The organism is Thalassotalea sp. LPB0316 (assembly GCF_014898095.1).
Lineage (GTDB): Bacteria > Pseudomonadota > Gammaproteobacteria > Enterobacterales > Alteromonadaceae > Thalassotalea_G.
Genome location: NZ_CP062946.1, coordinates 1,486,744 through 1,511,822 on the forward strand (window position 1 = coordinate 1,486,744; position 25,079 = coordinate 1,511,822).

The window sequence follows — 25,079 nt, forward strand, 5'->3', positions numbered from 1 at the left end:
GAGAGCTTAAATGAAGGATTTTGAACCGCAATTAATTGCACTGCGAGATCAAATTGATGAAATCGATCAAGCGCTTGTTGAACTGCTGGCAAAGCGCCGTTTAGTAACGCGGCAAGTTGGCAAGCTCAAAAGTGAAGTAGGCAAGCCCATTTTTGACCCCGAGCGCGAAGCAGCGTTGATCGATAAACGTCGTCAGCAAGCTAGCGCTGCAGGTGTCAACGCGGATTTGATTGAAGATGTATTGCGCCGGATAATGCGTGACTCATATCAAAGCCAAGATGAAAGTGGTTATTTATCGGTTCATCAAACGCCAAAAAATGTTGTGGTTATTGGTGGTGCAGGGCAGCTTGGTTCGATCTTTGTCGATTTGTTCAAACGCACAAAATATCGCGTTGATATTATTGAACAAGCTGATTGGCCAATGGCTGAACCTGTGCTGGCGAAAGCCGATTTAGTGATAGTGTCGGTGCCAATTCGCATTACACCGTTTATTATTCAACAGCTCAATAACTTGCCTTCAGATTGTATTTTAGCGGATGTTACGTCGGTTAAAGAGTCGCCGCTTTATGAAATGATGAAAGTGCATCAAGGGCCAGTCGTTGGCTTACACCCGATGTTTGGTCCAGATGTTACCGGCTTGGTAAAGCAAACCATTATTATGTGTGAAGGCAGAGAGCCAGAGCGCTATCAATGGTTACTCGATCAATTAAAAATCTGGGGAGCAAAAATCTACCCCGTTTCAGCGCATGAACATGATCAGGCAATGTCGATGGTGCAGGTAATGCGGCATTTCTCGACCATTGCTTATGGCTATCATTTGATGACAGAAGGCGCGAACCTACAACAGCTGGTTGATATGAGCTCGCCTATTTACCGCCTTGAAATTATCATGGTTGGTCGATTATTTGCCCAAGATCCAGTGCTTTACACCGATATTATTTTTGCTAACCCCGAAAATATCAGTATGATGAAGCGATTCGCCTACCGCTTTTTAGAGTTACTTGAAGATGTTGAAATGGGCGATAAGGAAGACTTTATTACCATGTTCAATCAGGTATCAGATTGGTTTGGTGACTATGCGGATATTTTCCTCTCTGAAAGTAAGTCTATGTTATTAAAAGCTAATGAATTGAAGAAAGACTAATGCAAAAAGTAAGTTGGCTGATTATCGCCGCACTGATCATCACAGGGTTCTCTTTTGTTACCCACGCAGGTAGTAAGCCTGAACACGATTTTCCTGTAGGAGATATGACACAAGAGCAAGTACTTGAACACCAAGGGTTTAAGCAAAGCTTTGACAACTTTAGCTTAACCGAAGATGAACGGGATAAGGTGCAAATGTGGGGTAAAGATATTCGCATCGACGTATTCTTTGCCATTTGGTGCCACGATAGTGAGCGCGAAGTACCCCGCCTACTTAAGGCGCTAGAAACAAAGCCCGGTGCCCAAATCAAGCTTTATGCTTTAGATGTCAAAAAGTCTGATCCGAAAGGGCTTGCCAAATTAAATAAGGTTAAGTACACGCCAACCATGATTGTTTATGTTGACGATAAAGAAGTGGGTCGAGTCATTGAAAGGCCTGAAGTTAGTTTAGTCGAAGACATCCATCAGTTGTTAGTCAAATAGCCTCAGGTAAACGGATTAATTAACCACGATTATATATTCGCAGGCTACGAGTTATCTGACCGATATGAGCGAGTAGCGGAAGTTAACATCTTTCCGTCATCAATTTAAAATGTGGTCGGTTGCTATCGTATATGCTAGCATAATTAGTATGAAAGTAATTATTGATACGAACGTACTAATCAATGTTCTGCGTAGTTCTTCCACTCGAAGTGCAAGTTACAAGGTGTTGGAGCTTTGCTTAAAACAAGAGCTTAATCCTCAAATGGGAGCAGCTTTATTTGCAGAACATGAAGATGTTGCATACCGAGATCATATCATTAGAAAAAGTATTTATGACACGTATGAAATAGACCAAATATTAGATGGTTATTTTAGCGTATGTGACTGGGTCAAAATAAACTATTTGTGGCGTCCGAATTTGAAAGACGAAGGCGATAATCATATTGTGGACTTAGCTGTTGCAAGTAATGCTAAATATGTAATTACACAAAACGTTAAAGATTTACTTTCTGGTGATTTGAAATCTTCTTTTGAAGTATTAACGCCAGAAGACTTTTTGAAAAAGGTGATTTGATATGGCTACCATTACATACCGTACAACAGATGAAAAAAAAGAAAAGCTAACTGCACTGGCTTCTGAGCAACATCTCAGTGTTAATAAAGTGCTAGATGAACTTGTTACTATAGCCATCACTGAACGAGATGCCTTTGCCCGTTTTCAAGCAAGAGCTAATCGTGGTGATGCTGAAAATGCTTTAAACGTATTAAAGTCTAAAGCTTTGAATTAGTCATAAGAGCGATTAGCAGACATTCTCGCTTTTCAAAGTAACAGAATTAGCTTCGCTAAAGTAGGGAGTCAGATACATTAATTAAAGTGTACTGACCCCATTTATTTTTTTGATGATTAGTTTACGTGAAATTTTTGGAGATCCCCTGTAAAAGCATCAGAGGATGACTGCTCTTCTTAGTATTTTAAAACTGGTAGGCTAGACCAATAGAAAACGAGGTATCGAACCATAAAGTATCTTGGAACTGGGCACTACAAACCGCATTTTGGCAAAATATATCGGAATCTTCATCGACTAAGCTGATGTTGCTTCTGATCTCAGTGACAAATGCCAACTGTTGGGAAATATTATAACGCGTACCTACTGCGACACCGGCAGAAGCAAATACGTCATCACCGTATTCTGCATCAAATTGGGCAAAGCCAATGCCCAGTGAGACGGTCGTGATATAACTTTCTTGGTGAAACAGCGCCACACCACTAAAATGCCCGTAAGTAATGTCGAGATCCTGTGTTTGGTTGTCACCTATGTCATATTGGTGGCTGACACGGCTTAACATGACTTGACCTTGACCATTTGGGCTATCGTACCAAGCGACACTAAAGCCTAGGCTAGGGCCACTATCGACGGATAAGTCACTTGCTTGGCTATCATTTAAATCACTGCTCATGCTGTACCCAAACCATGGTGTGATTTCAAACCCCTTATTAGTCGCTGCCGCGTTGCAAACGCTACTAAATAATGCGAGGACCAGCATACAACTTATTGACTTCATTTTAGTAATCCCTGTTTATTGTGCTTTTATTATTCGTCATCATAATACGGTTATAGGACAATTCAAACCTTTTGCTGATGAAGTTACTTCGCTGTTATTGCTTACTCAATCGAGCCATAAAGAACGTGGTTAATCAGATCGAGCATCAAAGCCTTGTCCTGTTGCTCTTGCCTATTAAAAGGCGCTAGTGTGATTTGATCGCGTTTACTATCTTTAAATTGTAAATCTAGCTGCTCTATCACAAACACAGGTGCTAACTCATTGTTGGTCAGTCTTTGTTGGTAACGACTTAGCGCAGCTTGCACGTTTTTGTGTAGTCTAGGATCTGTACTGGTCTCAATGCCTGATATCGTCATGTTAGTCACTTTGATTGGCGGCTTTTTGTAAGACTTTTTATCAACCTCGTAGCTTATTCGGTCAATGTGGAATAATTGCATGCCGAGTTCAGAAGTTGCTGTGATTGAAAAAACGTCGCCGCTTAGTGATTTTGTTTCTACTTGCGCTATTTCTATTCGTGTCCCCGTGGCAACAGATAATTCATTTTTGAGTTCGCTATAGACATATTGGTTAAAGGAACTCGGTGCTAATAACCATAGGGCAGCACCTAACATTAATAAAATTGCGATCGCAACGGGGAACAGTTTATTCATAGTTAATTTAAGTCTTTCATGATGTTACCCCTATTATAACGAGTATTTTGCGTTTAATAAGTCAAAATTTGAGATAAGTCGTATCGAGCTAAAATAGCTAAATGCGCTATATTATTGAAGATTTCCTTTATCTGAATATTGGCTTATGTCTACGTCTATTTCTACACGATTACCTTTGATTATTCTCGCAGCAATGCTGATCGGCGTTGTTGTCTATTTACAGTGGCCACAAGAGGCTCAACAACAACAGCGCTCGGCGCGCACCGTATCAGTGAAAACGGCTCAAGCTCAGATCCAAGATTTTAAAGATACCGTTGAATCACTTGGCAGTGCAATTGCTAATGAGCAAGTACTTATTACCTCTAAAAGCTCTGATTTGGTCGAGCAAATTTCGTTTGAAGATGGTCAATTAGTAAAAGCTGGAGATGTGTTAGTAAGGCTCAATAGCCAAGAAGAACAAGCTAAGGTCAAAGAGCTTGAAGCCAATTTAGCCGAATCTGTCGCACAGCTTAATCGCTTGCAGGACCTATATCAGAAAAAAGCCACGTCGAAATCAGTGGTCGAAGAGCAAGAAGCTAAAACTAAAGCGATTGGTGCTCAATTAATGAGTGCAAAAACCAAGTTATACGATTTAACGATTAGAGCGCCATTTGACGGTGTTTTAGGCTTTAGAGAAATCAGTTTAGGGGCTTATATTAGTGCTGGTGATGTTATCACGAGTTTAGATGATCTCAGCCAAGTAAAGGTTGACTTTAAAATTCCAGAGCGATTTTTTACTACCTTGAAAGTGGGTCAAAAAGTAGAAGCGACTAACGCGGCATACCAAGAAGTGTTTGTCGGTAAAGTTAGTTCAATTGATTCGCGTATCGACCCGACCACGAGAATGGTCAAGGTTCGGGCGATAGTGGCTAATGAAGAGCAAAAACTGCGCGCCGGCATGCTACTTAAGATTGTTGTAGAGCGTCAAGTTGAGCAAATATTAATGGTACCGGAAAGCGCGATTATTCCAATTGAAAATGATCATTTTGTTTTCACGATTAACGACGGTAAAGCGCAAAAAACTCAGGTTACCATCGGGCGTCGTCAGCCTGGCATCGTTGAGATAAAAGCGGGTTTAACAGCCGGCCAAGATGTTGTGATTGAAGGAGCGCTCAAGTTACGCGAAGGCAGCGCTGTTAACGTGTTGGAGTAAAGGCCGTGATTTTATCTGATTTGTCGGTAAAACGCCCTGTTTTTGCCACCGTTATTAATCTCTTGTTGGTGACCTTTGGTATTGTCGCATTTTTCTTTTTACCGCTGCGAGAATATCCGGATATTAACCCGCCAGTCGTAAGTATTAATACTGCTTATCCCGGGGCGAGTGCGGCGATTGTCGAAACGAAAATTACCCAGGTTCTTGAGGATCGCATCAGTGGGGTAGAAGGGGTAAAAAACATCACCTCAAATTCACGTGTTGGTCGCTCAAATATTACGATAGAGTTTGAGTTAGACCGCGATATCGACGCGGCAACTAACGACGTTCGTGACCGCATCTCAAGGGCGTTGCGACAAATGCCTGAGCAGGCAGACCCTCCTCAAGTCTTTAAAGCCAATGATGACGAAAGCGTTATTGTTTGGTTCGTTTTACAATCTGAATCGCTCTCAACACTCGAGCTGACTGATTACGCCAACCGCTATATCGTTGATCGCTTTTCCGTGGTTGATGGTGTTGCTCAAGTGCGCGTTGGTGGTGGTCGAACCTATGCGATGAAGGTGTTTTTAGATAAAGCGCGCATGGCGGCACGGGGTGTAACCGTCGATGACGTTGAAAGCACATTGCGCTCTGAAAATATTGAATTGCCGGCCGGTGAAATAGAGTCGATAGATCGCGATTTTTCAATTCGCGTTGAGCGCAGTTTCCTTACCGCTGAAGATTTTGCCAACCTTGTTATTGCGCGCTCAAATGACAACACGTTAGTGCGACTTTCTGATGTTGCGCGGGTTGAAGTGAGCGCCGAAGACGACGAGAACATGTTTAAAGGCAACGGCAAAAACATGGTTGGTCTGGGGATCATCAAGCAATCAAAAGCCAATACTTTAGAGGTGGTCAAAGCGGCGCGAAGCGAAATGGAGAAAATTCGCGAAGGCCTGCCGATGGGCACTCAGATCTTAAATAGTTATGATTCCTCAGTGTTTATTCAAGGCTCAATAGATGAAGTCTACAATACCTTGTTTATTGCCATGTTAATGGTGGTGTTGGTTATCTTCTTGTTCTTGGGCAATATCCGCGCAACTTTTATTCCCGCGGTTACCGTACCTGTAGCCTTAATTGGTTCGCTGATCGTGTTATCTAGCTTAGATTTTTCAATTAACTTACTGACCTTGTTAGCGCTTGTTTTAGCCATTGGCTTGGTCGTTGATGACGCGATCGTCGTGTTGGAAAATATCTACCGCCGCATTGAAGCCGGTCAAACGCCATTAATGGCGGCTTATCAAGGTGGCCGTGAAGTTGCCTTTGCCGTAGTGGCAACGACCTTGGTGCTAGTCGCTGTGTTTGTTCCTTTGGTTTTCTTATCTGGCAACATTGGCCGGCTATTTACTGAATTTGCTCTCGCTATTGCCGCAGCGGTTGTGTTTTCAAGTTTTACTGCGTTGTCGTTAACCCCGATGATGTGCTCTAAACTCCTCAGGCGTAAAGAGCGTACGTCCTCGTTTGGCCAACTACTTGACCGTGGCTTTGCCAAGCTAGAAGAGAAGTATAAAAACAGCTTACGTTATACGATAAAACAACCTTTGATGTTGGTTGTTGTCGTTGCTTTAGCCTTGTTTGCAACCTTTTCACTGGTTAACAAACTGCCTTCAGAATACACGCCTAAAGAAGATCGCGGCAATATGTTTGTCATTATGCAAGGCGCTGAAGGCGCGAGTTACGAAAACAACGTTAAAAACATGAATCAAATAGAGGGCATGTTACTTGAGTACCTAGAGCGCGGTGATTTAGATCGCGTGATCACTCGTGTTCCTGGCTTTGGCGGTACTGGTGGTATTGCTATTATTGGTTTACCCGATTGGGGTGAGCGCAATATTTCAACCTTTGAGTTTGCTGCCCGTTTTAATCGTGAGCTTGCCTCAGTCACCGATGTGCGCGCCTTCGCTATTATGCGCCGAGGCATTGGCGGGGGCGGTAATAGTCAACCCGTAGAGTTTGTTTTACAGGGCAATACTTATGAGGAGTTGGCCAAGTGGCGTGATATTGTGATTGCCAAGGCACAAGAAAACCCGAACTTGTTAAGTGTTAATAGTGACTACAAGGAAACCTTCCCACAGCTATTGGTGCAAATTGATCAAAATCGCGCCTACGACTTAGGTGTGCCAGTGGGCGATATCGCAAAAACATTGGAAACGATGTTAGGGCAACGCCGCGTTACCACCTATGTTGAACGCGGTGAAGAATACGATGTTATTTTGGAAGGCTTTAAAGAAGACTATAAGAGCCCGCAAGATATCGACAATATTTACGTGCGATCGCGTAAAAGTGGCGAATTAATTCCGCTGGCTAATTTATTGACCATCAAAGAAAATGCGACATCTTCACAATTAAATCGCTACAACCGTTTACGCAGTGTAACGATTACCGCCAACCTTGCGCCAGGTTATGCGTTAGGTGATGCATTGGCGTACTTGAATCAAGTGGTCGATGAGAACTTACCAAGTGATGCTCAGGTTGACTACAAAGGCCAGTCATTGCTATTAAAAGAATCGGGTAACTCAATCGCCTTCGTTTTCTTATTAGCGTTACTTATCACCTTTTTGGTGTTGTCAGCACAATTTGAGAGCTTTATTCATCCGTTTGTCATTCTGTTAACGGTGCCATTAGCACTTGTTGGCGCCCTGATGGGGTTGGAGTTGATGGGGATGAGCTTAAATATCTATTCGCAAATCGGGATAGTTATGCTCATTGGTTTAGCAGCCAAAAATGGTATCTTGATTGTTGAGTTTGCCAACCAGCTGCGCGATAAAGGCATATCCTTTGAAGAAGCACTGCTTCAAGCCTCACAACAGCGTTTGCGTCCGATAGTGATGACAACCTTTACCACCGTAACAAGTGCTATTCCGCTAGTCTTAGCAACTGGCCCAGGCGCTGAGTCAAGGATGGTAATAGGTGTGGTAATTTTTGCTGGTGTATCAGTGGCCAGTATCTTCACTTTATTCGTTGTGCCAGGTGCTTACTATTGGCTGTGTCGAAATACCGGCTCACCTGAAGCTATCGCGAAGCAAATAGCGAAAGAAGAGCAAGCTCAATAGTTACTCCCCCTTCCTTAAAAAGCCCTCAAAGATGTTATTCAACGATGAGGGCTTTTTTTATGCCCAGGACTCAAACAAAAATGTGAATTGGTAGTTACATGGTGCTTGACGAGAATTGTGGTTGAATGTATAAAAAATAACCTGATACAAAAACAATAATAAAAGGAAAGTATCATGCTTAACGTAAATAAGAAGCTTTGGTCGTTCATTATCGGTCTTATGATGTCTGTTAGCTTTGTATGGCTGGTTGCTTTTGCTAACAGCTTACCTATTCCGTCATTTTTGGCGAGTACACCAGCGTCATTAACTGTTTATTACAGTGAAATTGTGACTATTTTCTTGTCGATAGTATTCACCTACACCATGATCATCTTGATGCGTCAAATACTTGGATTATGCCCAAGTGAGCACCCTTTTTGGTTGTTATTACCCGTTTGTATTTTTATTTTGGGCTTGTTTGTCGCTAACCACGTGTTACTAACAACCTTGTTATGTGCAGCCTTGCCGGCATTAATATTATTGAGTTTGCGTTATTGGCGACAGCGTTTTAACCAGCGAAGAATTTTTAGTTAATACTGACTGACGTAAGGTAGTAAAAGAGGGCTCAAGGCCCTCTTGTTGTGATAATTAAACGGCGGTGCTTGGTACACTCGTTGGGTTGATATGTTCGATAGGGTAACAACCGAGTACTTTAATGAAGTTGGTTAAACTGTTAAGTTCACTCAGTACTTCTTGCATCGCTAAAGATTTAATATTCGCTTCAACATCGATATAGAACATCTCTTCCCATGGGCGTCCCTGAATGGGGCGAGACTCCAATTTGCACATATTAATTCCTTTATTTTTCAGCACTAATAAACATTCTACTAATGCACCAGGTTTTTGGCCTGTCGCTAAAATCAGGGTCGTTTTAGCAGGGATTTGTTCAGCAACATCAACCGATTTACGGGCGACTAAAATAAAGCGGCTGTGGTTTTCATCTTGGTTGGCAATTGATTTTTCTAAGGCGTGTAATTGATACAGCTGACCACCTTCTTCACTGCCAATAACGGCAACACTTGGATCTTTTAGCTCACAGGCTTTAGCCATAGCATCAGCGGTACTATCACAATATTCAATGCGAATATCTTTTTGCTTATTGAGGAAGTTACTGCATTGAGTAAATGGCTGGCCATGAGCGTAAATGGTTTTAATGTTTTCTAATTCGGTATTCACGGCTGCTAATAAGCAGTGCTCAATCGGTTGCGTGATTTCACCGACAATAGATAAGTTTGTGTGTTGGAGTAAATCGTAAACTTCATTGATACTGCCAGACGAGGTATTTTCAATCGGTAAAATGCCGTAATCGACATGGCCACCTTCTACCAGTTGCATGATTTCATCAAAAGTTTGACAACCAGATTCAATCATATATTCAGCGCGACGAGAAAAATAACGGTGGCTTGCAAGGTAGCTATATGAGCCTTTATCACCTAAAAAGGCAACACTTACTGCTGGCATTTGTAGGTTAGGGTTAGCAAGGGTTTGCAAATAGGCTTGTTGGTTTAAAACCGAGTCTTCGATAATCGTTTGGAATACGCTGGTTACGTAGTGCGCATCGAGGCCGAGCGCTTTACCTTGTTTGATCAAGCGAATTAACAGTTCTTGTTCGCGTTGCTGATCGCGAACTGGACGAATTTCATGGGCTTTACTTTTAGCAACATTGAGGGTTAGGGCACGTCGTTTGGCAAAAAGTGTTAATAATTGCTGATCGAGCTCGGTTATTTCTTTTCGAATTTCATTTAAGTCTAACGTTTGTGCCACCGTTTTTTCCTCTTGCTAATGTTGTTTTTAGGGCAAAAAAAAACCTCCACTTGGAGGTTCTTATCGTTATTTTCTTTTGACGATAGTCTGCCTCCCACTAAGGTCGGATAAAAAAGAAAATAAAGAGATTGTTGCCTAATTTGTTCATGCCTTTACCATATAACTAGAGTAATCACTCTGTCAACACTTTCCTACGCTTCTATACGTTTTAGCCCTTACCGCACCTTACGATAAGGGCCTGATGTTTCGTTGTTGTTAATAGCTTAACAAAACCATCGAATATTTAGTCTCGCCTGGCAAGAATGCCGATGGCTTGCCGTCAGTCCAATCTTTATGACCTAAACCGTAATAAGGTGACCACGGGTGACCTGCTTGGCTTGTCGGCATATGGAATATACCGCGCTCTTCGTGACCAGGTGATACAATCATCCGCTCTGAAGCACCAAAATCAGTGCCTTGAACGCGCGGCATATAGCTATCGCCTGCCAATGGCATGTTGGGCATATCTAACCATCGGCCAATAAACGGAACCGCTTTGCTTAAAGGATGTTGAATATTACTGGTATTTTGCTGACCCCATGTCGCCTCAGATAGTGGCTGATTTTCAGTCATTTCTGCCAACGTGCTATCAAGTGCTTTAGCAAATAGTGCTTGCCATGAATCTTCTGGTCTTAGCATGAAATTGTCTGGCTGCTGAGTCACCAGTTGCCATAGCGGTGTTTCAATTTGGTGGCGAATACTGCGCAAGCTAAAACTCTCATCGAGTTGTTTGAGCGACTTGGTGAGGTCGCTAAACACGAGATCGCGCATTTCATAGCGAAAATTTCTAACGATTCTGTAGGCGACCGAATCTATACTCGCTTGCAATGTTGTCGACTGACTTAAATAGCGTTTTGCTTCCTGCCACAGTGGCTTATTGGCAATATTGTCAGCCGTTAGTACTCGCTCAAGTAAAAACTGCTGCCAACGAGTGAGAAAAATGGCATTATCGTCTAGTGCAACGTCAAGCAACGCCTGTTCGTCAAAATGATCTATTGCCATTAAATCGTCGCGAATTTGTTGGCTACGAGCGCCTAGAGCATAACCGCCGTTACCGATTTTTTCATACATCTCACCACCAACGACTCTGGAGTTGCCGGTCCATAATCGATTATTTACTGGGTTCTTTACTTTAGGGTATTGGCTTGCGCTAAGGTATTCACCCCAAGCGTTTTCACCCGTCGACCAATCCGTGGGTAAATCGCCTACTTGACCAATTTTCTGCGGGATAGGGCCCATGATGGTCCAGCCAATATTGCCTTGGTTGTCACCGACCATCAGGTTTTGTGCTGGAATTCCAGTAGTGGCGGCAATCGCAAACGCTTCATCGACGGTTTTTGCTTGCTCTAACTGCATTTGATTCAAATTAACAGCTTCTAAGTCATGGGCGACCCAGCGGTAAACAATTGGCTGACTTAGGTGGTTTTCACCGATAACGGGTCCCCAGATAGTTTCCTGAACCATGATCTCTTCAGAAGGCTTATCTTTGATTGCAATAACTTGCGGGACATAAGTAAAACTGCGCCAACCATCAGGGGTTAAATACTGGTTACCGGCTTCGTTAAGTTTTAATTCGATAACATCACTCCAATCGCCGTAACTATTGGTGTAGCCCCAAGCTATATGACCGTTACTGCCGGTGATAATATTGGGCGCTCCAGGTAACGTTGTGCCCGTGACTTTGATGCGTTGGTCGTCAACCTTAAACTCAAGCGAGGCGCGAAACCAAGTATTTGGCACACGGATCCCTAAGTGCATATCATTGGCGACAATCGCTGATTTTGTAGCACTAACTTGACCACTAACTGCCCAATTGTTTGAACCGGGTAAAAAGTCATTTTTAGCGACAACCGCTGTCGGGGGTTCAACAGTTGATGCTGTCGCTGAAGGCCAAGGCAGTTCTGGCATCTTGCCTGCTGGGAATACAGTGCCGTCAACTGCGGCATCCCACCTAGAACCTTTCGGATTTAGAAAGGCAAATGCTTCGTCGCCTAAGGTGCTACGTAATAAGTCTAATGTTCGCTCGCGTTTGCCATCAGAAGATTGCAAGTCTAAATACATACTAAAGACGGCTAACACCGTATCTTCTTCTTGCCACTCAACGGGCTCAAGCTGAAGTAACAGATACTCAAATGGCTTGGCATTCATATACTTGAGACCTTGATTAACCCCTTGTGTATACGCCTTTAAAAACGCGACCTGCTCTTTTGGCAGGTGGCTGACAATTTTACGCGCTCGATCGCGAAAGCGGTGTTGGCGAATACGTTTATCATAATCAAGCGCAAGCTCACCAAATAAGCTAGATAATTCGCCAGCAGAGTTCTTCCGCAGCAAATCCATTTGGAAAAATCGCTCTTGCGCATGGACATAGCCTAGTGCCACTGCAGCATCTGTTCTACTTTCAGCAATAATTGTCACGATACCTTGTTCATCGCGGTCAACTTGCACCGCTTTTTTAAGACCAAGTAACGTTCGCTTGCCCTCTAATTGCGGTAAAGAGCCATCGATTTGACTGTAGATATAAGCGCTACCAGCTATCAGTATAAAGATAAGGATAAAGCCAAAGAAAATTATAAATTTGCGCAGTTTTGTCATCGTCCATTCTAGCCTTTGTTATTTTTATCGACTTAGAGTAGTCAAATTAACAATGAAAAAACAGCTATAAGTGAATAAATTGTCGTTAATGGTGCTGATAATTATAGAAAAGTAGCAAAAGTATGCTAAATGAGAAGTACTAATATATTGAAAATTAATCGCTTTGTAGATTGTTAAAAAAATGTTTAGCGCTATACCCGATTCAATGTAATAATACTTTCGTAGATGTAGGTAAAGATGTACCTACAACTTCTCCTTTTCGTTGTTTTCTCTTGTGTACAGACTGTTTATTACCGCTGGCATCATCAATTTATGATGATTTGAGGTATCTTGCTAAGAGTTATTTAAGGTCTGTTTTTCCCGGTTAGGTTTTGTTTAGATGATTGATAACACGCGTTATATAAAAATTGATGATTGGTACTTCGAAATTAAAATGGTTAAAGCGATCAAGGTCGACGAATTTGGTCAGCCATATTCCGCTGTTGCAAACTGCAATATTAATGGCGATCAAATGTACATTGATGGGCTACTCACTAAGGATGATGAAAAGTTTTCTAAAGATGACGTCAATGCGTTTTTAAAGTTCTGCCAAAAATTAGGCATTGAAAGTGTTTCTTATCATCGAATGAAAGATGGCCAAGCCGTGTTAAAACATATGAAACAAGATGAACAAGACTCGATTAAGATAGCTTAACCACAACAGGCTGCTCTATGTTGGCTAAAATAAGCTAGTGACATTGGTGTAGGCGATATATTCAAAATGAAAAGGTGATACCCGAGAAATCGGTTATCTTCTTATTTCATCGACTAATCATTAGATAGGCAAAATGACACTGACGTTTTCACGGAAATGACGATTTAGTGCCTAATTAGTAAGTTATCCAACCTAGCTTCTATAGTATTTAACCTTTCACTAAGTTGAAGTTTCAGTAACGCTAACTCAGACTTTAGCGCTTTCACTTCTTGATTCATTATTACATCCTGTAATTTTATTATTATTTTATTTCAGTTTATTACCTACTTAATAAATTTGCTACTAGAGATTTTTGTCAAACATGTGGTAGACAAATTATAGGGTTTTATACAACTGAACACTTAATGGTTTAACTCATGGGAACACATTTTAAGAAGTGAAAAGCTAACTGTAAGCCTTATTTTTTTGGCTTTTGGAGATAACGAGATAGTGCAGCTTCTGGCGTAGTATAAAAACAAAAAGCCCCATTACCAGAGGTTATGGGGCTTTAAATCACTTTGCCGAAACAGTACAGTGAGAGCGTTGATAAGGCTGCGTTTATGCCTCTTCTTCAACTTCTTTTTGTGGCGCAGCTTTGGTTAAAAACAACTCGCGTAGCTTGCCATCAATTTCTTGTGCAATAGCAGGGTTTTCTTTTAAGAAGTCGACTGCTTTTGCCTTACCTTGGCCAATCTTGTCGCCTTGGTAGCTATACCAAGCGCCCGCTTTTTCAATCATTTTGTTTTGCACGCCAAGGTCAATTAATTCGCCAAAGTTGTTAATGCCTTCACCGTAAAGAATTTGGAATTCAACTTGTTTAAACGGCGGAGCAATTTTGTTTTTAACGACTTTTACGCGAGTCTCGTTACCGACGATCTCATCACCGTTCTTTACAGCACCAATGCGGCGAATATCTAAACGGACAGAAGCGTAGAATTTTAATGCGTTACCACCGGTAGTGGTTTCTGGGTTGCCAAACATAACACCAATTTTCATACGAATTTGGTTAATGAAGATCATCATGGTGTTTGATTGCTTCAAGTTGGCTGTTAATTTACGCATAGCTTGTGACAGCATACGAGCCTGTAAGCCCATGTGAGAATCACCCATCTCACCTTCAATTTCCGCTTTCGGCGTTAATGCGGCTACCGAGTCAACTACGATCACATCAACTGCGCCTGAGCGCGTTAACATGTCACAAATTTCTAACGCTTGCTCACCCGTATCAGGTTGAGACACTAATAATTCATTAATGTTTACACCTAGTTTTTCCGCGTAAATTGGGTCAAGTGCGTGCTCTGCATCAACGAAGGCACAGGTTTTGCCATTTTTTTGCGCTTCAGCAATAACTTCAAGGGTTAAGGTTGTTTTACCACTTGATTCTGGACCGTAAATTTCAACAACACGACCCATTGGTAAGCCGCCAGCACCTAAGGCAATATCTAAACCTAATGAACCCGTAGAGATCGTTTCTACATCCATACTACGGTTTTCACCAAGTTTCATAATTGAGCCTTTACCAAATTGACGTTCAATTTGACTCAATGCTGCTGAAAGTGCTTTTTCTTTGTTTTGGTCCATTGCAATGGCTCCGGTTAATCATCAATATTTGTAAAATTGAAATTAGTATACTGTATAGTTTTACAGTATCAACAGTTTTCCATTAAAAATTTTTGTTATTTTTATAATATGCTGTTTTTTAATAGTTTATTTTGTATCTTTGACTTTGTTAGCGGTAATGAATCAGTTGTTTGATTTTTGTTCAACGCAAATATCCTCAGTAATTGTGCAAATTTCGCGGATTTATTTTCGTCTCTTATGGCATAATAAATTAATTGTAATCAGACTGATAAAAATAGCTAATAAACATGACAACAAGCCCTGCCGATTTCTCTTCACATACACCCATGATGAAGCAGTACTTAACGATAAAAGCGGAATTCCCAAACATTTTATTGTTTTATCGGATGGGGGACTTTTATGAGCTGTTTTTTGATGACGCGAAAAGAGCGGCAGATTTACTCGATATTTCATTAACCGCGCGCGGTAAGTCAGGTGGTAATGCTATTCCTATGGCCGGGGTGCCTTATCACGCGGTTGAAAACTATCTTGCGCGACTGGTTCAACTTGGCGAGTCGGTTGCTATTTGTGAACAAGTCGGTGATCCGGCGACGAGTAAAGGCCCAGTTGAGCGTAAAGTGGTTAAGGTGGTAACACCTGGTACCGTTAGTGATGAAGCATTATTAACCGATAGACAAGATAATTTATTGGTCTCGGTATTTGAAGAACAAGGTCATTTTGGTGTTGCTTATCTCGACATTAGTTCTGGTCGCTTTGTCGTTACTGAGCCAGCATCGAGTGAACAGCTTCAAGCCGAGTTGCAACGTCTTGCACCGGCAGAGTTGTTATATCCTGAATCGTTTCGTGAATACGGTTTAGTTCAACACTATAAAGGCGTGCGTAAACGCCCTGATTGGGAATACGATTTTGATACCGCAACCGCGGTGCTAACTCAGCAATTTGGCACTAAAGATTTGTCTGGTTTTGGCGTGAGTGATAAACAATACGCAATTTGTGCTGCGGGTTGTTTGTTTCAATACGTAAAAGATACTCAACGCACAGCACTGCCACATATTCGCTCGATTATTAGTGAGTCGGCAACCACTGGCGTGGTACTCGATGCCGCAACGCGAAGAAACTTAGAGTTGACCCAAAACTTACAAGGCGGTCTTGAAAATACCTTAGCGTCTATTCTTGATACGAGCATTACCCCAATGGGCTCTCGTTTGCTTAAGCGGTGGATCCATTTCCCGTTACGTGACTTACAGGTATTAACCGCGCGTCAGGTGGCTGTTCGTAATATTCTCGATTTAGAACTTGGTGATATTTTAGCGCAAACGCTTAAGCCGATTGGCGATATTGAGCGTATTGTTTCTCGTATTGCTATGCGCTCAGCAAGACCAAGAGATTTCGCTCGTTTGCGAAATGCCTTGATGAATTTACCAAATTTAGCCGAGGATCTCGCTGATGTTAGCGCACCACATTTAACCACAATTGCATCAGCCGTTGCGCCACAGCCAGTATTACAAGTGTTACTTGAAAAAGCGATCGTCGATAATCCTCCGGTATTAATTCGCGATGGTGGCGTTATTGCGTTAGGCTACAACGCAGAACTCGATGAATTGAGAAATTTAAGTCAAGGTGCGAGTGATTACCTTGAGCAATTAGAGCTTCGTGAACGTGAAGCCACGGGGATCGCAACACTAAAAGTTGGTTATAACAAGGTTCACGGTTTTTATATTGAGATTAGTCGAGCTTCATCAAATCAAGTCCCTGGACATTATATTCGCAGGCAAACGTTAAAGAACAATGAGCGCTTTATCACTGAGGAGCTAAAACAGCACGAAGAAAAGGTATTGACGGCACAAAGTCGATTTTTGGCGTTAGAGAAAAAGCTTTATGATGAACTGTTTGAGTTAATTTTACCTGATTTAGAAATACTGCAAGCGTTAGCGACAAATTTAGCCGAGCTTGATGTGCTAAATACCTTTGCGCGTACTGCTGAAAGACTGAATTACGTACAACCTGAGCTTACTGTTGAGCCGGGCATTCGGATTGAAGGCGGTCGCCATCCGGTCGTTGAACAAATGACTAGCGAGCCCTTTATTGCCAATCCCGTCACACTTGATAGCAATCGTAAAATGTTAGTGATCACAGGTCCTAACATGGGCGGTAAATCTACCTATATGCGTCAAACCGCATTGATTGTGTTAATGGCTCATATTGGCGCTTTTGTGCCTGCTCAATCTGCAACTATTGGCTTAGTTGATCGGATTTTCACGCGCATCGGTGCTTCGGATGACCTAGCTAGCGGCCGTTCAACTTTTATGGTCGAGATGACTGAAACCGCTAATATCTTGCACAATGCCACAGAAAAAAGCTTGGTATTACTCGATGAAATCGGTCGTGGAACCAGTACCTATGATGGGCTTTCACTTGCTTGGGCGTGTGCAGAAATGCTGGCACTTAAAATAAAAGCATTTACCTTATTTGCCACCCATTACTTTGAGCTAACGATGTTATCGGAGCAAATTGCTACTTTAGCCAATGTTCATCTAGATGCAGTTGAGCACGGTGATAACATCATTTTTATGCACGCCATTCAAGAAGGGGCGGCAAGTAAAAGTTTCGGTCTGCAAGTAGCGCAATTAGCAGGTGTACCTAAAGACGCGGTTAAACGAGCCAAACAAAAACTTGCCGAGCTCGAAAGTGATCACAAACAGCAACTTATGCCGGCTAGTAGTGATCCTATACCTCAACAGCAGTTGTCATTAATTGAGCAGCCTCATCAAGTGGTAGAGCGATTAACAAAACTTGATGTTAATGACATGAGTCCAAGACAAGCGCTAGACCTCTTATATGAGCTTAAATCCCTTATTTAATTATCAGCTAGCTTATTTTGTATAAATAAATTTGCGAGAAGTTGATTGATCACCTATAACTCTAGTGAACAAAATCAAAAGGAATTGATATGTCACTTGCCAGTAAAGGATTAGTCGCACAAAAGCACTGTTCAACTAATTCAACCCAATGTGTAATCGGCCTCAAACATCTTAAGCTCATACTTAGCTTGTTGATGCTACTCGCTTTTTTGCTATTCGGCTTTTTGTTTGATGCCATTCGGCTAGATGTGAGCCGATGGTTGTCTTTTGGCTCCCTTTCACAACCGGAATATGTTCAGCCGGTAACGGTTAAAAATGTTTGGATAAAGCCTGGTGATTACATTCACGTGGGCACAAAATTAATGACATTAACGATTGATGATAGTACTGAAAAGGGGAAAAAATTAGCCCATAAGCTTGGTAATTATGTAAGACAGCAAGTGGAATATTATCGGGGGCAAATCGCTGAACTTAAATTACATAAGCGCGATCAAACCTCGCTGCTAAATCAAGAATTGAAAAATGTCCAAAATCAACTTGTCGCGTTGAAATATTTCAACCACACAGCCAGTGAAGCGGCTATGAGCCAGCAAAATCGAGAGCATCATATCGGACGGTTATCAAAGCGCCAACACGACCTTACTATGCAATTAAGAGACTTGCCGCTAAATATTCAAGAGCAATTACGAGTGTTAAGTTGGTTAAAAACCGATCTACTTTATCAACTCGAAAATATTGAACAACACAATACTTACCATCTGATTGCCGAACAAGAAGGGCTTGTTAGGCATGTTTATTTTAACCATGGCGATATTGTGTTAGCTAAAAGTGCCTTAATCAGTATTTCACCTGCAAATACAGGGAGACTGCCGCACATGGCGAGTCGCCCAGAGTTCCGAGCGAACCTCATGCCATTAGAAACTGAGATTGGCTTAATTGGCAATCAAAGTGATGACTCTATTCGCACTGTCGATATAAAACTAAGAAAAGCCGCATTTCGCTATTTGCATCAATAGCTTTGTTTCCGCCTGTAAGCTTGCTATCCAAAGTTTCGTCATGCAAGGAACTGGTTTTATGCAGTGATATAAAATAGGCAATCGCTCTGCGCAATGGCTATATCGGTTGTCGCCATAAAAATCTGGAAGTCACAGGCGGCAATTAAACGGCTATCTTCAAAGTAAAAATAGTCGTCAATGACGTTGTTTTGATTTTCATCGATGAGCACTAAATTCTCTAAGCCCATGTGATCTAGCCAACCGAGAATTTGCCCTGCTCGGCAAACGCCGTAATTAAATTGAGTAATGTTTTCGATAATCGTCACGCCATCATCGCCTTTGTCCTCTAATGCAAATACAAGATCGGTATCTTTTGCCAGTTGTAAGCGCATTGGATGATGGATCACTTTAATTGCTTGTTTGTGTGACAGTGTTAAGTCAACACTATTTGCCAAAATAGCGATTGCATCAAAGGCAACTTTGTTGGCTTGAATGTCTTGGCAGCCACCACATTCTAGGGTGATGACGGGGCAGTCGATATCGATCTCCATCAACGCACCAAGAGCAATATGAGACAAAATGACGTTGTCACAGAAAAAGCTGGCAAGCTTCAGGTGTTGTTTAGTCATATGGCTACTAACACAAAATGCTGGACTGCTGCCCGAGGTGTTATGCATGTCGACAACGAGCACAGGGGATACTTGCCTGATCGCTTGTTCAATAATATTTGCCCGTAAATAGTATTCGCGATTTTCTTGGTGGTTAAAACAACGATTGATATCCTTGCCACCAGGTAAAAAACGATGGCTAAATAATGGCGTTGCTTGAGCGGCTTCTACCGAGCAGATAATAAAACGCAAGTTTACTTTATTTTGCCATGGTCTTTGATTTAGCCATTGATGTAAGGCGATAAATCCCGACGGCTCGTTGCCGTGTAGTAGTGTTGTAATGACATACCACTGATCGCTATCAGGGCAAGTAATATCGATAACTGTTGGACTACACAGAGAGAGTAAAAACTGTTTGTAGTCGGCTTTTAAAGTAATGTTATCTGGATTTTCTAGGTAACATACATCAGAAAAATCTATTGCCATATTTGTTCCCATTGACTGACCGGTTGGCAAGTTCTGCAATTCGATAAATACAATTGTGTGAGTTGGTGGCAAGCATCGTCACTTGATTGGCTTTTCATCAGGTGCTCGAGAGTTTTCTTTTGCCAGATGGCACCAGTGACGCCTGTCGCGAGCCTTTGACGAATAATAGTTAAGAATTTATCAGCTTCTTGTTCGCTAATGTTTAATGAAAGTAGGCCGTCTTTGGCAATGGGTAAGAGTTTGTCGATAACTTCGGTAATGTTCACTTCACCGACGTGATATTTGTGTTTTAACGGCCAAAGTACTTTTGCCGATAAGCCTGATTGAGCTGCTCGATAAAAGTTGTATTCGGCATATTGAAAAGGCAAAACACTGGTATAAGCGTCAATATCTTTGGCGACACCTGTGGCAAGGCCGATTGCAAAAGCAGCATTGGCTAACATGTCGATACTGGTTGGGCCGGCGGGAATCGCTCTAAACTCGAGACGAATATGGCCATTGCCGTCGTTACAGTAAACTGGTCGGTGCCATGGCCAAGTCGTACCTAAATGCAATGACAACTCTTTGAGCGGTGGTAATTTTGTCTCGCTTTTAGTGTCAAAAATAACTGGGATCACAGGTTCAAACAGGCAGACTGCTTGAGAAAATAATTGCCAAGCACTTCCTTGCAGCCAACCAAAGCCAAAGTTTACCCGCGGTTGCTCTTGCCAAGGCGTACTGTCTGGGCGCCGAATATCAATGGATTGTTTAAACAAGGCGATGCGTGTTTCATCCCAAAGTCTTTTACCCAGAAAAACTGAGGAGTTAGCGCTAATCGCGGTAACGAGCGGTAGCGTCAATTGCGCCGCATTATAGACGGCGGTAAATTGCTCTGGCGCTATCATTAAATGCACTTGGAATGAGGTATTGGCACCCTCTGCGCTAATATCTTCTAGATCAATAGCGAGTGATTCATCACCGTTAATATTGATTTGAAAAACATCGCCACGGGCTTTGTAGAGATAGTTTGACAAGCAGTGATAGCGAGGAATGTCGGTCATAAACTCAGCATTAAGGTGCTGTTTTTTTAAGGTCGGTAAAATACCGATTGGCAAGACATTGATATTTAATTGCTCCGCAACGCGCTCAAGGTGGTCAGTTTTGTCTTGCATTTGCCGTTGAAGTGTTGAAAACGGTGTACCCGCTAAATCAACGGGTGCTAGATTTAATTCTAAATTGTATCGGTTGAGTTCAGGTTGGTACTGAGGATCATCAAGTGCTTCAAGTAAGGTTTGGTTGGATAAGCTAATATCGCCATTGTCGTCGATTAAATACATTTCAAGCTCGGCGCCAAATTTTAATTTGCCACGACCAAAGTTAGGTTGCTGAACAATCTCTTGAAGCGTATCTAGTTGCTCGCGAATTACCTGTTTAAACGTATTAAACTGTGCTTGATCAAAACTTACTTGCTCAATGTTTTGCCCCATATAACTCTCCTGATATCTGCCACCAAAGACCAACTCATTGAGCTTATTAGTTTTTTATATTGGCTCGGGTTTTTGTCTAGGGGCTATGCAAATAATAGTTCCTATTAACTCATGTTGACATAAAGTGGTTGAGCTCTATTTGATATGAGTCAAAAAACGAACAGTTACTTTCGCGGTGAGATAAAAGACAAAGCCCCGATAACGAGGCGTTGATTGAGTATAATTGAATAAGTTATCGCACTTTATGGATGGCGCTTGAATACTTTGGCTTGGTCACCGGTTAAGTCAAAACATAGTCTATCGTGTAGTCTTGATGCTCGACCTTGCCAAAATTCAAAATAATGAGGCTTCACTCTAATGCCACCCCAAAAATCCGGTAACGGTACTGTCTGATCTTTAAATTTTTCGGTGAAGTGTTTTACGCTATCTTTAAGTTCGTTGTCACTCGCCATTTCTTTACTTTGATGTGATGCCCATGCCCCGATTTGGCTGCCGCGATCACGTGAGTGAAAGTAACGCTCTGACTGCGCTTTTGAGGTGTGCTCAATGTGCCCTTCAATACGCACTTGGCGTTGTAGCACCCCCCAGTGAAAGAGCAGAGCGATTTTACTGTTTTCTTCTAGTTGTCGATGCTTGTCACTGCCGTAGTTGGTATAAAAAACAAAGCCGTCATCGTCAAATGCCTTGAGTAAAACCATACGCGACTTGGGTTGGCCATCTTTACCACAGGTACTAATCGACATAGATTCAGGCAACAAAATACCTGCTTGATTAGCTTCGTTGAACCATTTAGTAAACAGCTCAAGTGGGGTTGTTTGATGGTCGAGTTCAGGCATTGGCAAGGCAACACCTTGACCAAACGTAAGTAAACAACGCAGTTTTTCGAGAAAAGTCATAGCAATAAAAAAGGTGTTAAAAATAATATTCTAACACCTTATACCGATTATAGAATTATCTAGATCAATGATTTTTCATATAATCTATTGTTAAGTTACTTAATAATTTAACGCCAAGCGACATACCGCTTTCGTCAATTTTAAACTCTGGGGTGTGATGGCCTGGCGCTTGGTCAGCGGGAATGTCGCGACTCTTACCGCCAACAAATAAATACAAACCTGGCACTTGCTCTTGGAAGAACGAGAAATCTTCTGCGCCAGTCACTGCTTTACTTAGCTTAACATTCTCGTCACCAGCAGTGGCTTTGAGCACGGGTAACATTTCACGCATTAACTCAGGTTGGTTGTAAGTGATTGGGTACTGGTAATCCAAGGGCAGTGTAACTTCGGCTGTGGCATTCATACTGGTGGCAATTGCGTTAACTTTGCGGTGCACAGCTTCGTGAATGTGTTTACGTGTATCTGGATTTAAGCTGCGAATCGTGCCGATCATTTCAACTTGATTTGGAATGATATTCGAGCGGTTACCACCGGTAATCTTACCAACACTGACCACCGCTGCACTATCAATTAACTCGACTTCTCGACTGACAATGGTTTGCAGACCCATAATGATCTGTGCAGAGGTCACAATAGGATCCGCGCTTAACCAAGGGTAGGCGCCGTGCGATTGCTTGCCATTAACAACGATTTTAAATGGATCAACTGCGGCCATAATACCGCCTTCTTTATAATGGACCGTACCAACGTCTTTGTCAGAAGATATGTGTAAGCCAAAAATAACATCTACGTCAGGGTTTTTCAGTACACCTTCTTTGACCATAACTTCAGCGCCGCCAACTTCACCTGCTGGCGCACCTTCTTCAGCGGGTTGGAAGATAAATTTAATCTTACCTCTTAGTTGATCTTTCATTTGAGTAAGAATCGTTGCTGCGCCCATGAGCATGGCAATATGGGTATCATGACCACAGGCATGCATAACGCCTACTTGATTACCGTCGAGCTCGCCGATAGCTTTAGAAGCAAACGCTAAGCCGGTATTTTCCGTAACGGGTAAGCCATCGATATCGGCGCGCAGTGCTATCGTTGGCCCTGGTTTGCCCGTATCGAGTAAACCAACTACCCCTGTTTTTGCAATCCCCGTTGTGACCTCGAGATTTAATCCTTGTAAAAACTCGGCGATAGTTTTCGCTGTTTCAAACTCGCGGTTAGATAGTTCAGGGTGTTGATGAAAATGACGGCGCCACTTAATGACATCAGCTTCGATGTTATCGGCAATTTTGGCGACTTGTTGAGTGTCAGCAAACGCTGGAGCAGCGAAAGATGTGCCAGCTAGTACTAGGCTAGCGATGAGTGTTTTTTTCATTGGTAATGCCATTTTTATTGTTAATTTATGACATTACCTTACTGAAATAAACGCATGATAGCTATTAAAAAACAATAAAATTAGAGCTCCCAGTCATCGGTGTCATCTAATAATAATTTGAGTCTTTTTTGTTCGAGTATATCGTCAATCCGCTTGCGAGCAATTGAATTTCTTTTATCTTGCTCATCCTGTAAAAAGCGTTGGTCTTGCTCGTTAAATTCTTCAGTGTTGTTTAAATTTTCAAGTTCGTGGTTATTCATAGTTCACCTACAAAATGGCCTAAACAATGATGCGATTATCTTTAATCGGCATAACTTGAAAATAGTCAAAAATTTTAGAAGTGTTAAATAAATATTTGTATTTTTATGTAATTGTAAAAGTTTTCAGATCAAAAAAGCCGGAAATTTACGTCTCATTTCCGGCTTTGCTATTTGGTATAGCTTGTACTTTACTGTTACCAGCCCTCAACACCTTTCATATCAGGCAGTTGATGAGCAATGCCTTTGTGGCAGTCGATACAGGTTTTTTCACCGCTCGCCAACGAGGTTGAATGCATCTCTGCTGCGCGGTTACTTTGTGCGGTAAAATCCATATAATCAAAGTTATGACAGTTACGGCACTCTAGCGAGTCATTAGCTTTTAACCTTGCCCATTCGTGTTCTGCTAACTCACGGCGCTTGGCGAGAAACTTCTCTCGGGTGTTAATGGTGCCAAATATTTTACCCCAAACTTCTTTCGAAGCTTGCATTTTCCGAGCTATCTTATTGGTCCACTTGTGCGGCACGTGGCAATCAGGGCACGTTGCGCGAACACCAGAACGGTTAGTAAAGTGAATGGTAGGTTTTAGCTCAGCATAGACATTGCTCTCCATCTCATGGCACGAAATACAAAATTCTTCAGTATTAGTAAGCTCTAATGAAGTGTTAAATGCACCCCAGAAGATAATGCCGGCAATAAAGCCACCAAAAGTCAGAAACCCTAAGCTGTAGTATTTACTCGGGGTTGAGAGCGTATGCCAAAACTCTTTCAGTTTTTTCATTAATTTCATGGCCGCTCCTTATTGAGAGTCCGATTTGGCTTTCATCAACTGATGCATATCAACAAAGGTATTGTCGACCAGCGGTTTAGCGTTTTGCTGGGTCACGTGACACTGGCTACAAAAATAACGCCTTGGTGAAATCTCTGCCAAGAAGTTACCATCTCTGTCCATAAAGTGAGTAACACTTACCATTGGCGCTTGTGATTCACCTGTACGCGTGCGACTGTGACAAGACATACATTTGTTGGTGTTTAAGTTAACCTCATAATTTCTAATGGTATGAGGAATAATGGGTGGCTGCATTGGGTAGTTACGAGCCTGTTTTATGTCGGTATTTTCAACCTTGTACATTTTGTTTGGTGTTTTTTGCTGTTCGATCTTCGTCGCATTACGCAAGGTTGAAATTTCTTGTTTTTCATTGGCAATAACTAGGCCTGAACATGCAATACTGGCGATTAAAAGCCCTTTGATAATAGTTTTCATGGTTA

General features: G+C 42.0%; 21 protein-coding genes and 1 pseudogene. 10 read left to right on the forward strand and 12 right to left on the reverse strand.

The genetic code is table 11. The features are described from left to right. The first annotated feature begins 10 nt into the window (after positions 1–10). The 4 genes from tyrA (at position 11) to LP316_RS06540 (ending at position 2,414) form a co-directional block, all read left to right on the forward strand. Positions 11–1,144, forward strand: coding sequence for a bifunctional chorismate mutase/prephenate dehydrogenase (gene tyrA / locus LP316_RS06525; RefSeq protein WP_193023515.1), 1,134 nt, complete (start codon positions 11–13; stop codon positions 1,142–1,144). Further along, a complete protein-coding gene (locus LP316_RS06530) occupies positions 1,144–1,626 on the forward strand; it encodes a thioredoxin family protein (RefSeq protein WP_193023516.1) in 483 nt (160 codons plus the stop codon). Before tyrA ends, LP316_RS06530 begins: the two co-directional genes overlap by 1 nt. 148 nt (positions 1,627–1,774) lie before the next feature. Then, complete coding sequence (locus LP316_RS06535) at positions 1,775–2,200, forward strand: putative toxin-antitoxin system toxin component, PIN family (RefSeq protein ID WP_193023517.1); 426 nt, start codon at positions 1,775–1,777, stop codon at positions 2,198–2,200. Position 2,201: 1 nt separating this feature from the next. After that, complete coding sequence (locus tag LP316_RS06540; RefSeq protein ID WP_193023518.1) at positions 2,202–2,414, forward strand: toxin-antitoxin system HicB family antitoxin; 213 nt, start codon at positions 2,202–2,204, stop codon at positions 2,412–2,414. Between the two features lie 184 nt (positions 2,415–2,598). Here the strand turns inward: LP316_RS06540 and LP316_RS06545 are convergent, their stop codons facing one another. Beyond that, positions 2,599–3,189 carry an outer membrane beta-barrel protein gene (locus LP316_RS06545; RefSeq protein WP_413470668.1) on the reverse strand — a complete coding sequence of 197 codons (591 nt, stop codon included), beginning with the start codon at positions 3,187–3,189 and terminating at the stop codon, positions 2,599–2,601. Positions 3,190–3,290: 101 nt separating this feature from the next. Then, positions 3,291–3,839: a hypothetical protein gene (locus tag LP316_RS06550; protein WP_193023520.1), complete on the reverse strand. Its 549-nt coding sequence runs from the start codon at positions 3,837–3,839 to the stop codon at positions 3,291–3,293. Positions 3,840–3,984: 145 nt separating this feature from the next. Between LP316_RS06550 and LP316_RS06555 the strand changes: the two genes are divergently transcribed. From LP316_RS06555 to LP316_RS06565, 3 genes are all read left to right on the forward strand, one after another. Next, entirely contained in the window at positions 3,985–5,031 is a 1,047-nt protein-coding gene (locus LP316_RS06555; RefSeq protein WP_193023521.1) for an efflux RND transporter periplasmic adaptor subunit, read from the forward strand. 5 nt (positions 5,032–5,036) lie between these two features. After that, positions 5,037–8,123, forward strand: coding sequence for an efflux RND transporter permease subunit (locus tag LP316_RS06560; protein WP_193023522.1), 3,087 nt, complete (start codon positions 5,037–5,039; stop codon positions 8,121–8,123). Between the two features lie 174 nt (positions 8,124–8,297). Further along, positions 8,298–8,696, forward strand: coding sequence for a hypothetical protein (locus LP316_RS06565; RefSeq protein ID WP_193023523.1), 399 nt, complete (start codon positions 8,298–8,300; stop codon positions 8,694–8,696). Positions 8,697–8,759: 63 nt separating this feature from the next. Here the strand turns inward: LP316_RS06565 and pheA are convergent. Both pheA and LP316_RS06575 read right to left on the reverse strand, forming a co-directional pair. Beyond that, positions 8,760–9,926, reverse strand: a pseudogene (pheA, locus tag LP316_RS06570) (prephenate dehydratase); the annotation flags it as partial. 255 nt (positions 9,927–10,181) lie between these two features. Next, the gene (locus LP316_RS06575) at positions 10,182–12,560 is read right to left on the reverse strand and encodes a penicillin acylase family protein (protein ID WP_193023525.1); all 2,379 of its coding nucleotides are present in this window, start codon (positions 12,558–12,560) and stop codon (positions 10,182–10,184) included. A gap of 379 nt (positions 12,561–12,939) precedes the next feature. Between LP316_RS06575 and LP316_RS06580 the strand changes: the two genes are divergently transcribed. Continuing rightward, entirely contained in the window at positions 12,940–13,254 is a 315-nt protein-coding gene (locus LP316_RS06580; RefSeq protein WP_193023526.1) for a hypothetical protein, read from the forward strand. Positions 13,255–13,851: 597 nt separating this feature from the next. Here the strand turns inward: LP316_RS06580 and recA are convergent. Beyond that, positions 13,852–14,874 carry a recombinase RecA gene (gene recA / locus LP316_RS06585; protein ID WP_193023527.1) on the reverse strand — a complete coding sequence of 341 codons (1,023 nt, stop codon included), beginning with the start codon at positions 14,872–14,874 and terminating at the stop codon, positions 13,852–13,854. A gap of 287 nt (positions 14,875–15,161) precedes the next feature. Between recA and mutS the strand changes: the two genes are divergently transcribed. Next, positions 15,162–17,735: a DNA mismatch repair protein MutS gene (mutS, locus tag LP316_RS06590; RefSeq protein WP_193023528.1), complete on the forward strand. Its 2,574-nt coding sequence runs from the start codon at positions 15,162–15,164 to the stop codon at positions 17,733–17,735. An 89-nt stretch (positions 17,736–17,824) separates the two neighbouring features. Further along, a complete protein-coding gene (locus LP316_RS06595; protein WP_193023529.1) occupies positions 17,825–18,751 on the forward strand; it encodes a hypothetical protein in 927 nt (308 codons plus the stop codon). Positions 18,752–18,807: 56 nt separating this feature from the next. On the opposite strand, the gene LP316_RS06600 is transcribed toward LP316_RS06595, so the two are convergent. The 7 genes from LP316_RS06600 to LP316_RS06630 form a co-directional block, all read right to left on the reverse strand. Further along, positions 18,808–19,824 carry a succinylglutamate desuccinylase/aspartoacylase family protein gene (locus LP316_RS06600; protein ID WP_193023530.1) on the reverse strand — a complete coding sequence of 339 codons (1,017 nt, stop codon included), beginning with the start codon at positions 19,822–19,824 and terminating at the stop codon, positions 18,808–18,810. Continuing rightward, a complete protein-coding gene (locus LP316_RS06605; protein ID WP_193023531.1) occupies positions 19,815–21,290 on the reverse strand; it encodes a hypothetical protein in 1,476 nt (491 codons plus the stop codon). The genes LP316_RS06600 and LP316_RS06605 overlap by 10 nt, the downstream gene beginning before the upstream one ends. 242 nt (positions 21,291–21,532) lie before the next feature. After that, complete coding sequence (pdxH, locus tag LP316_RS06610; protein WP_193023532.1) at positions 21,533–22,186, reverse strand: pyridoxamine 5'-phosphate oxidase; 654 nt, start codon at positions 22,184–22,186, stop codon at positions 21,533–21,535. A gap of 64 nt (positions 22,187–22,250) precedes the next feature. Continuing rightward, on the reverse strand, positions 22,251–23,552 hold the full coding sequence (locus LP316_RS06615) for an amidohydrolase (RefSeq protein ID WP_193023533.1): 1,302 nt from the start codon (positions 23,550–23,552) through the stop codon (positions 22,251–22,253). A gap of 80 nt (positions 23,553–23,632) precedes the next feature. Beyond that, the gene (locus tag LP316_RS06620) at positions 23,633–23,812 is read right to left on the reverse strand and encodes a PA3496 family putative envelope integrity protein (RefSeq protein WP_193023534.1); all 180 of its coding nucleotides are present in this window, start codon (positions 23,810–23,812) and stop codon (positions 23,633–23,635) included. A gap of 194 nt (positions 23,813–24,006) precedes the next feature. Next, positions 24,007–24,600 (reverse strand): cytochrome c3 family protein, encoded by a 594-nt coding sequence (locus LP316_RS06625; RefSeq protein ID WP_193023535.1) that lies wholly within the window; start codon positions 24,598–24,600, stop codon positions 24,007–24,009. Between the two features lie 9 nt (positions 24,601–24,609). Further along, entirely contained in the window at positions 24,610–25,074 is a 465-nt protein-coding gene (locus tag LP316_RS06630) for a nitrate reductase cytochrome c-type subunit (RefSeq protein WP_193023536.1), read from the reverse strand. Between the last annotated feature and the right edge of the window lie 5 nt (positions 25,075–25,079).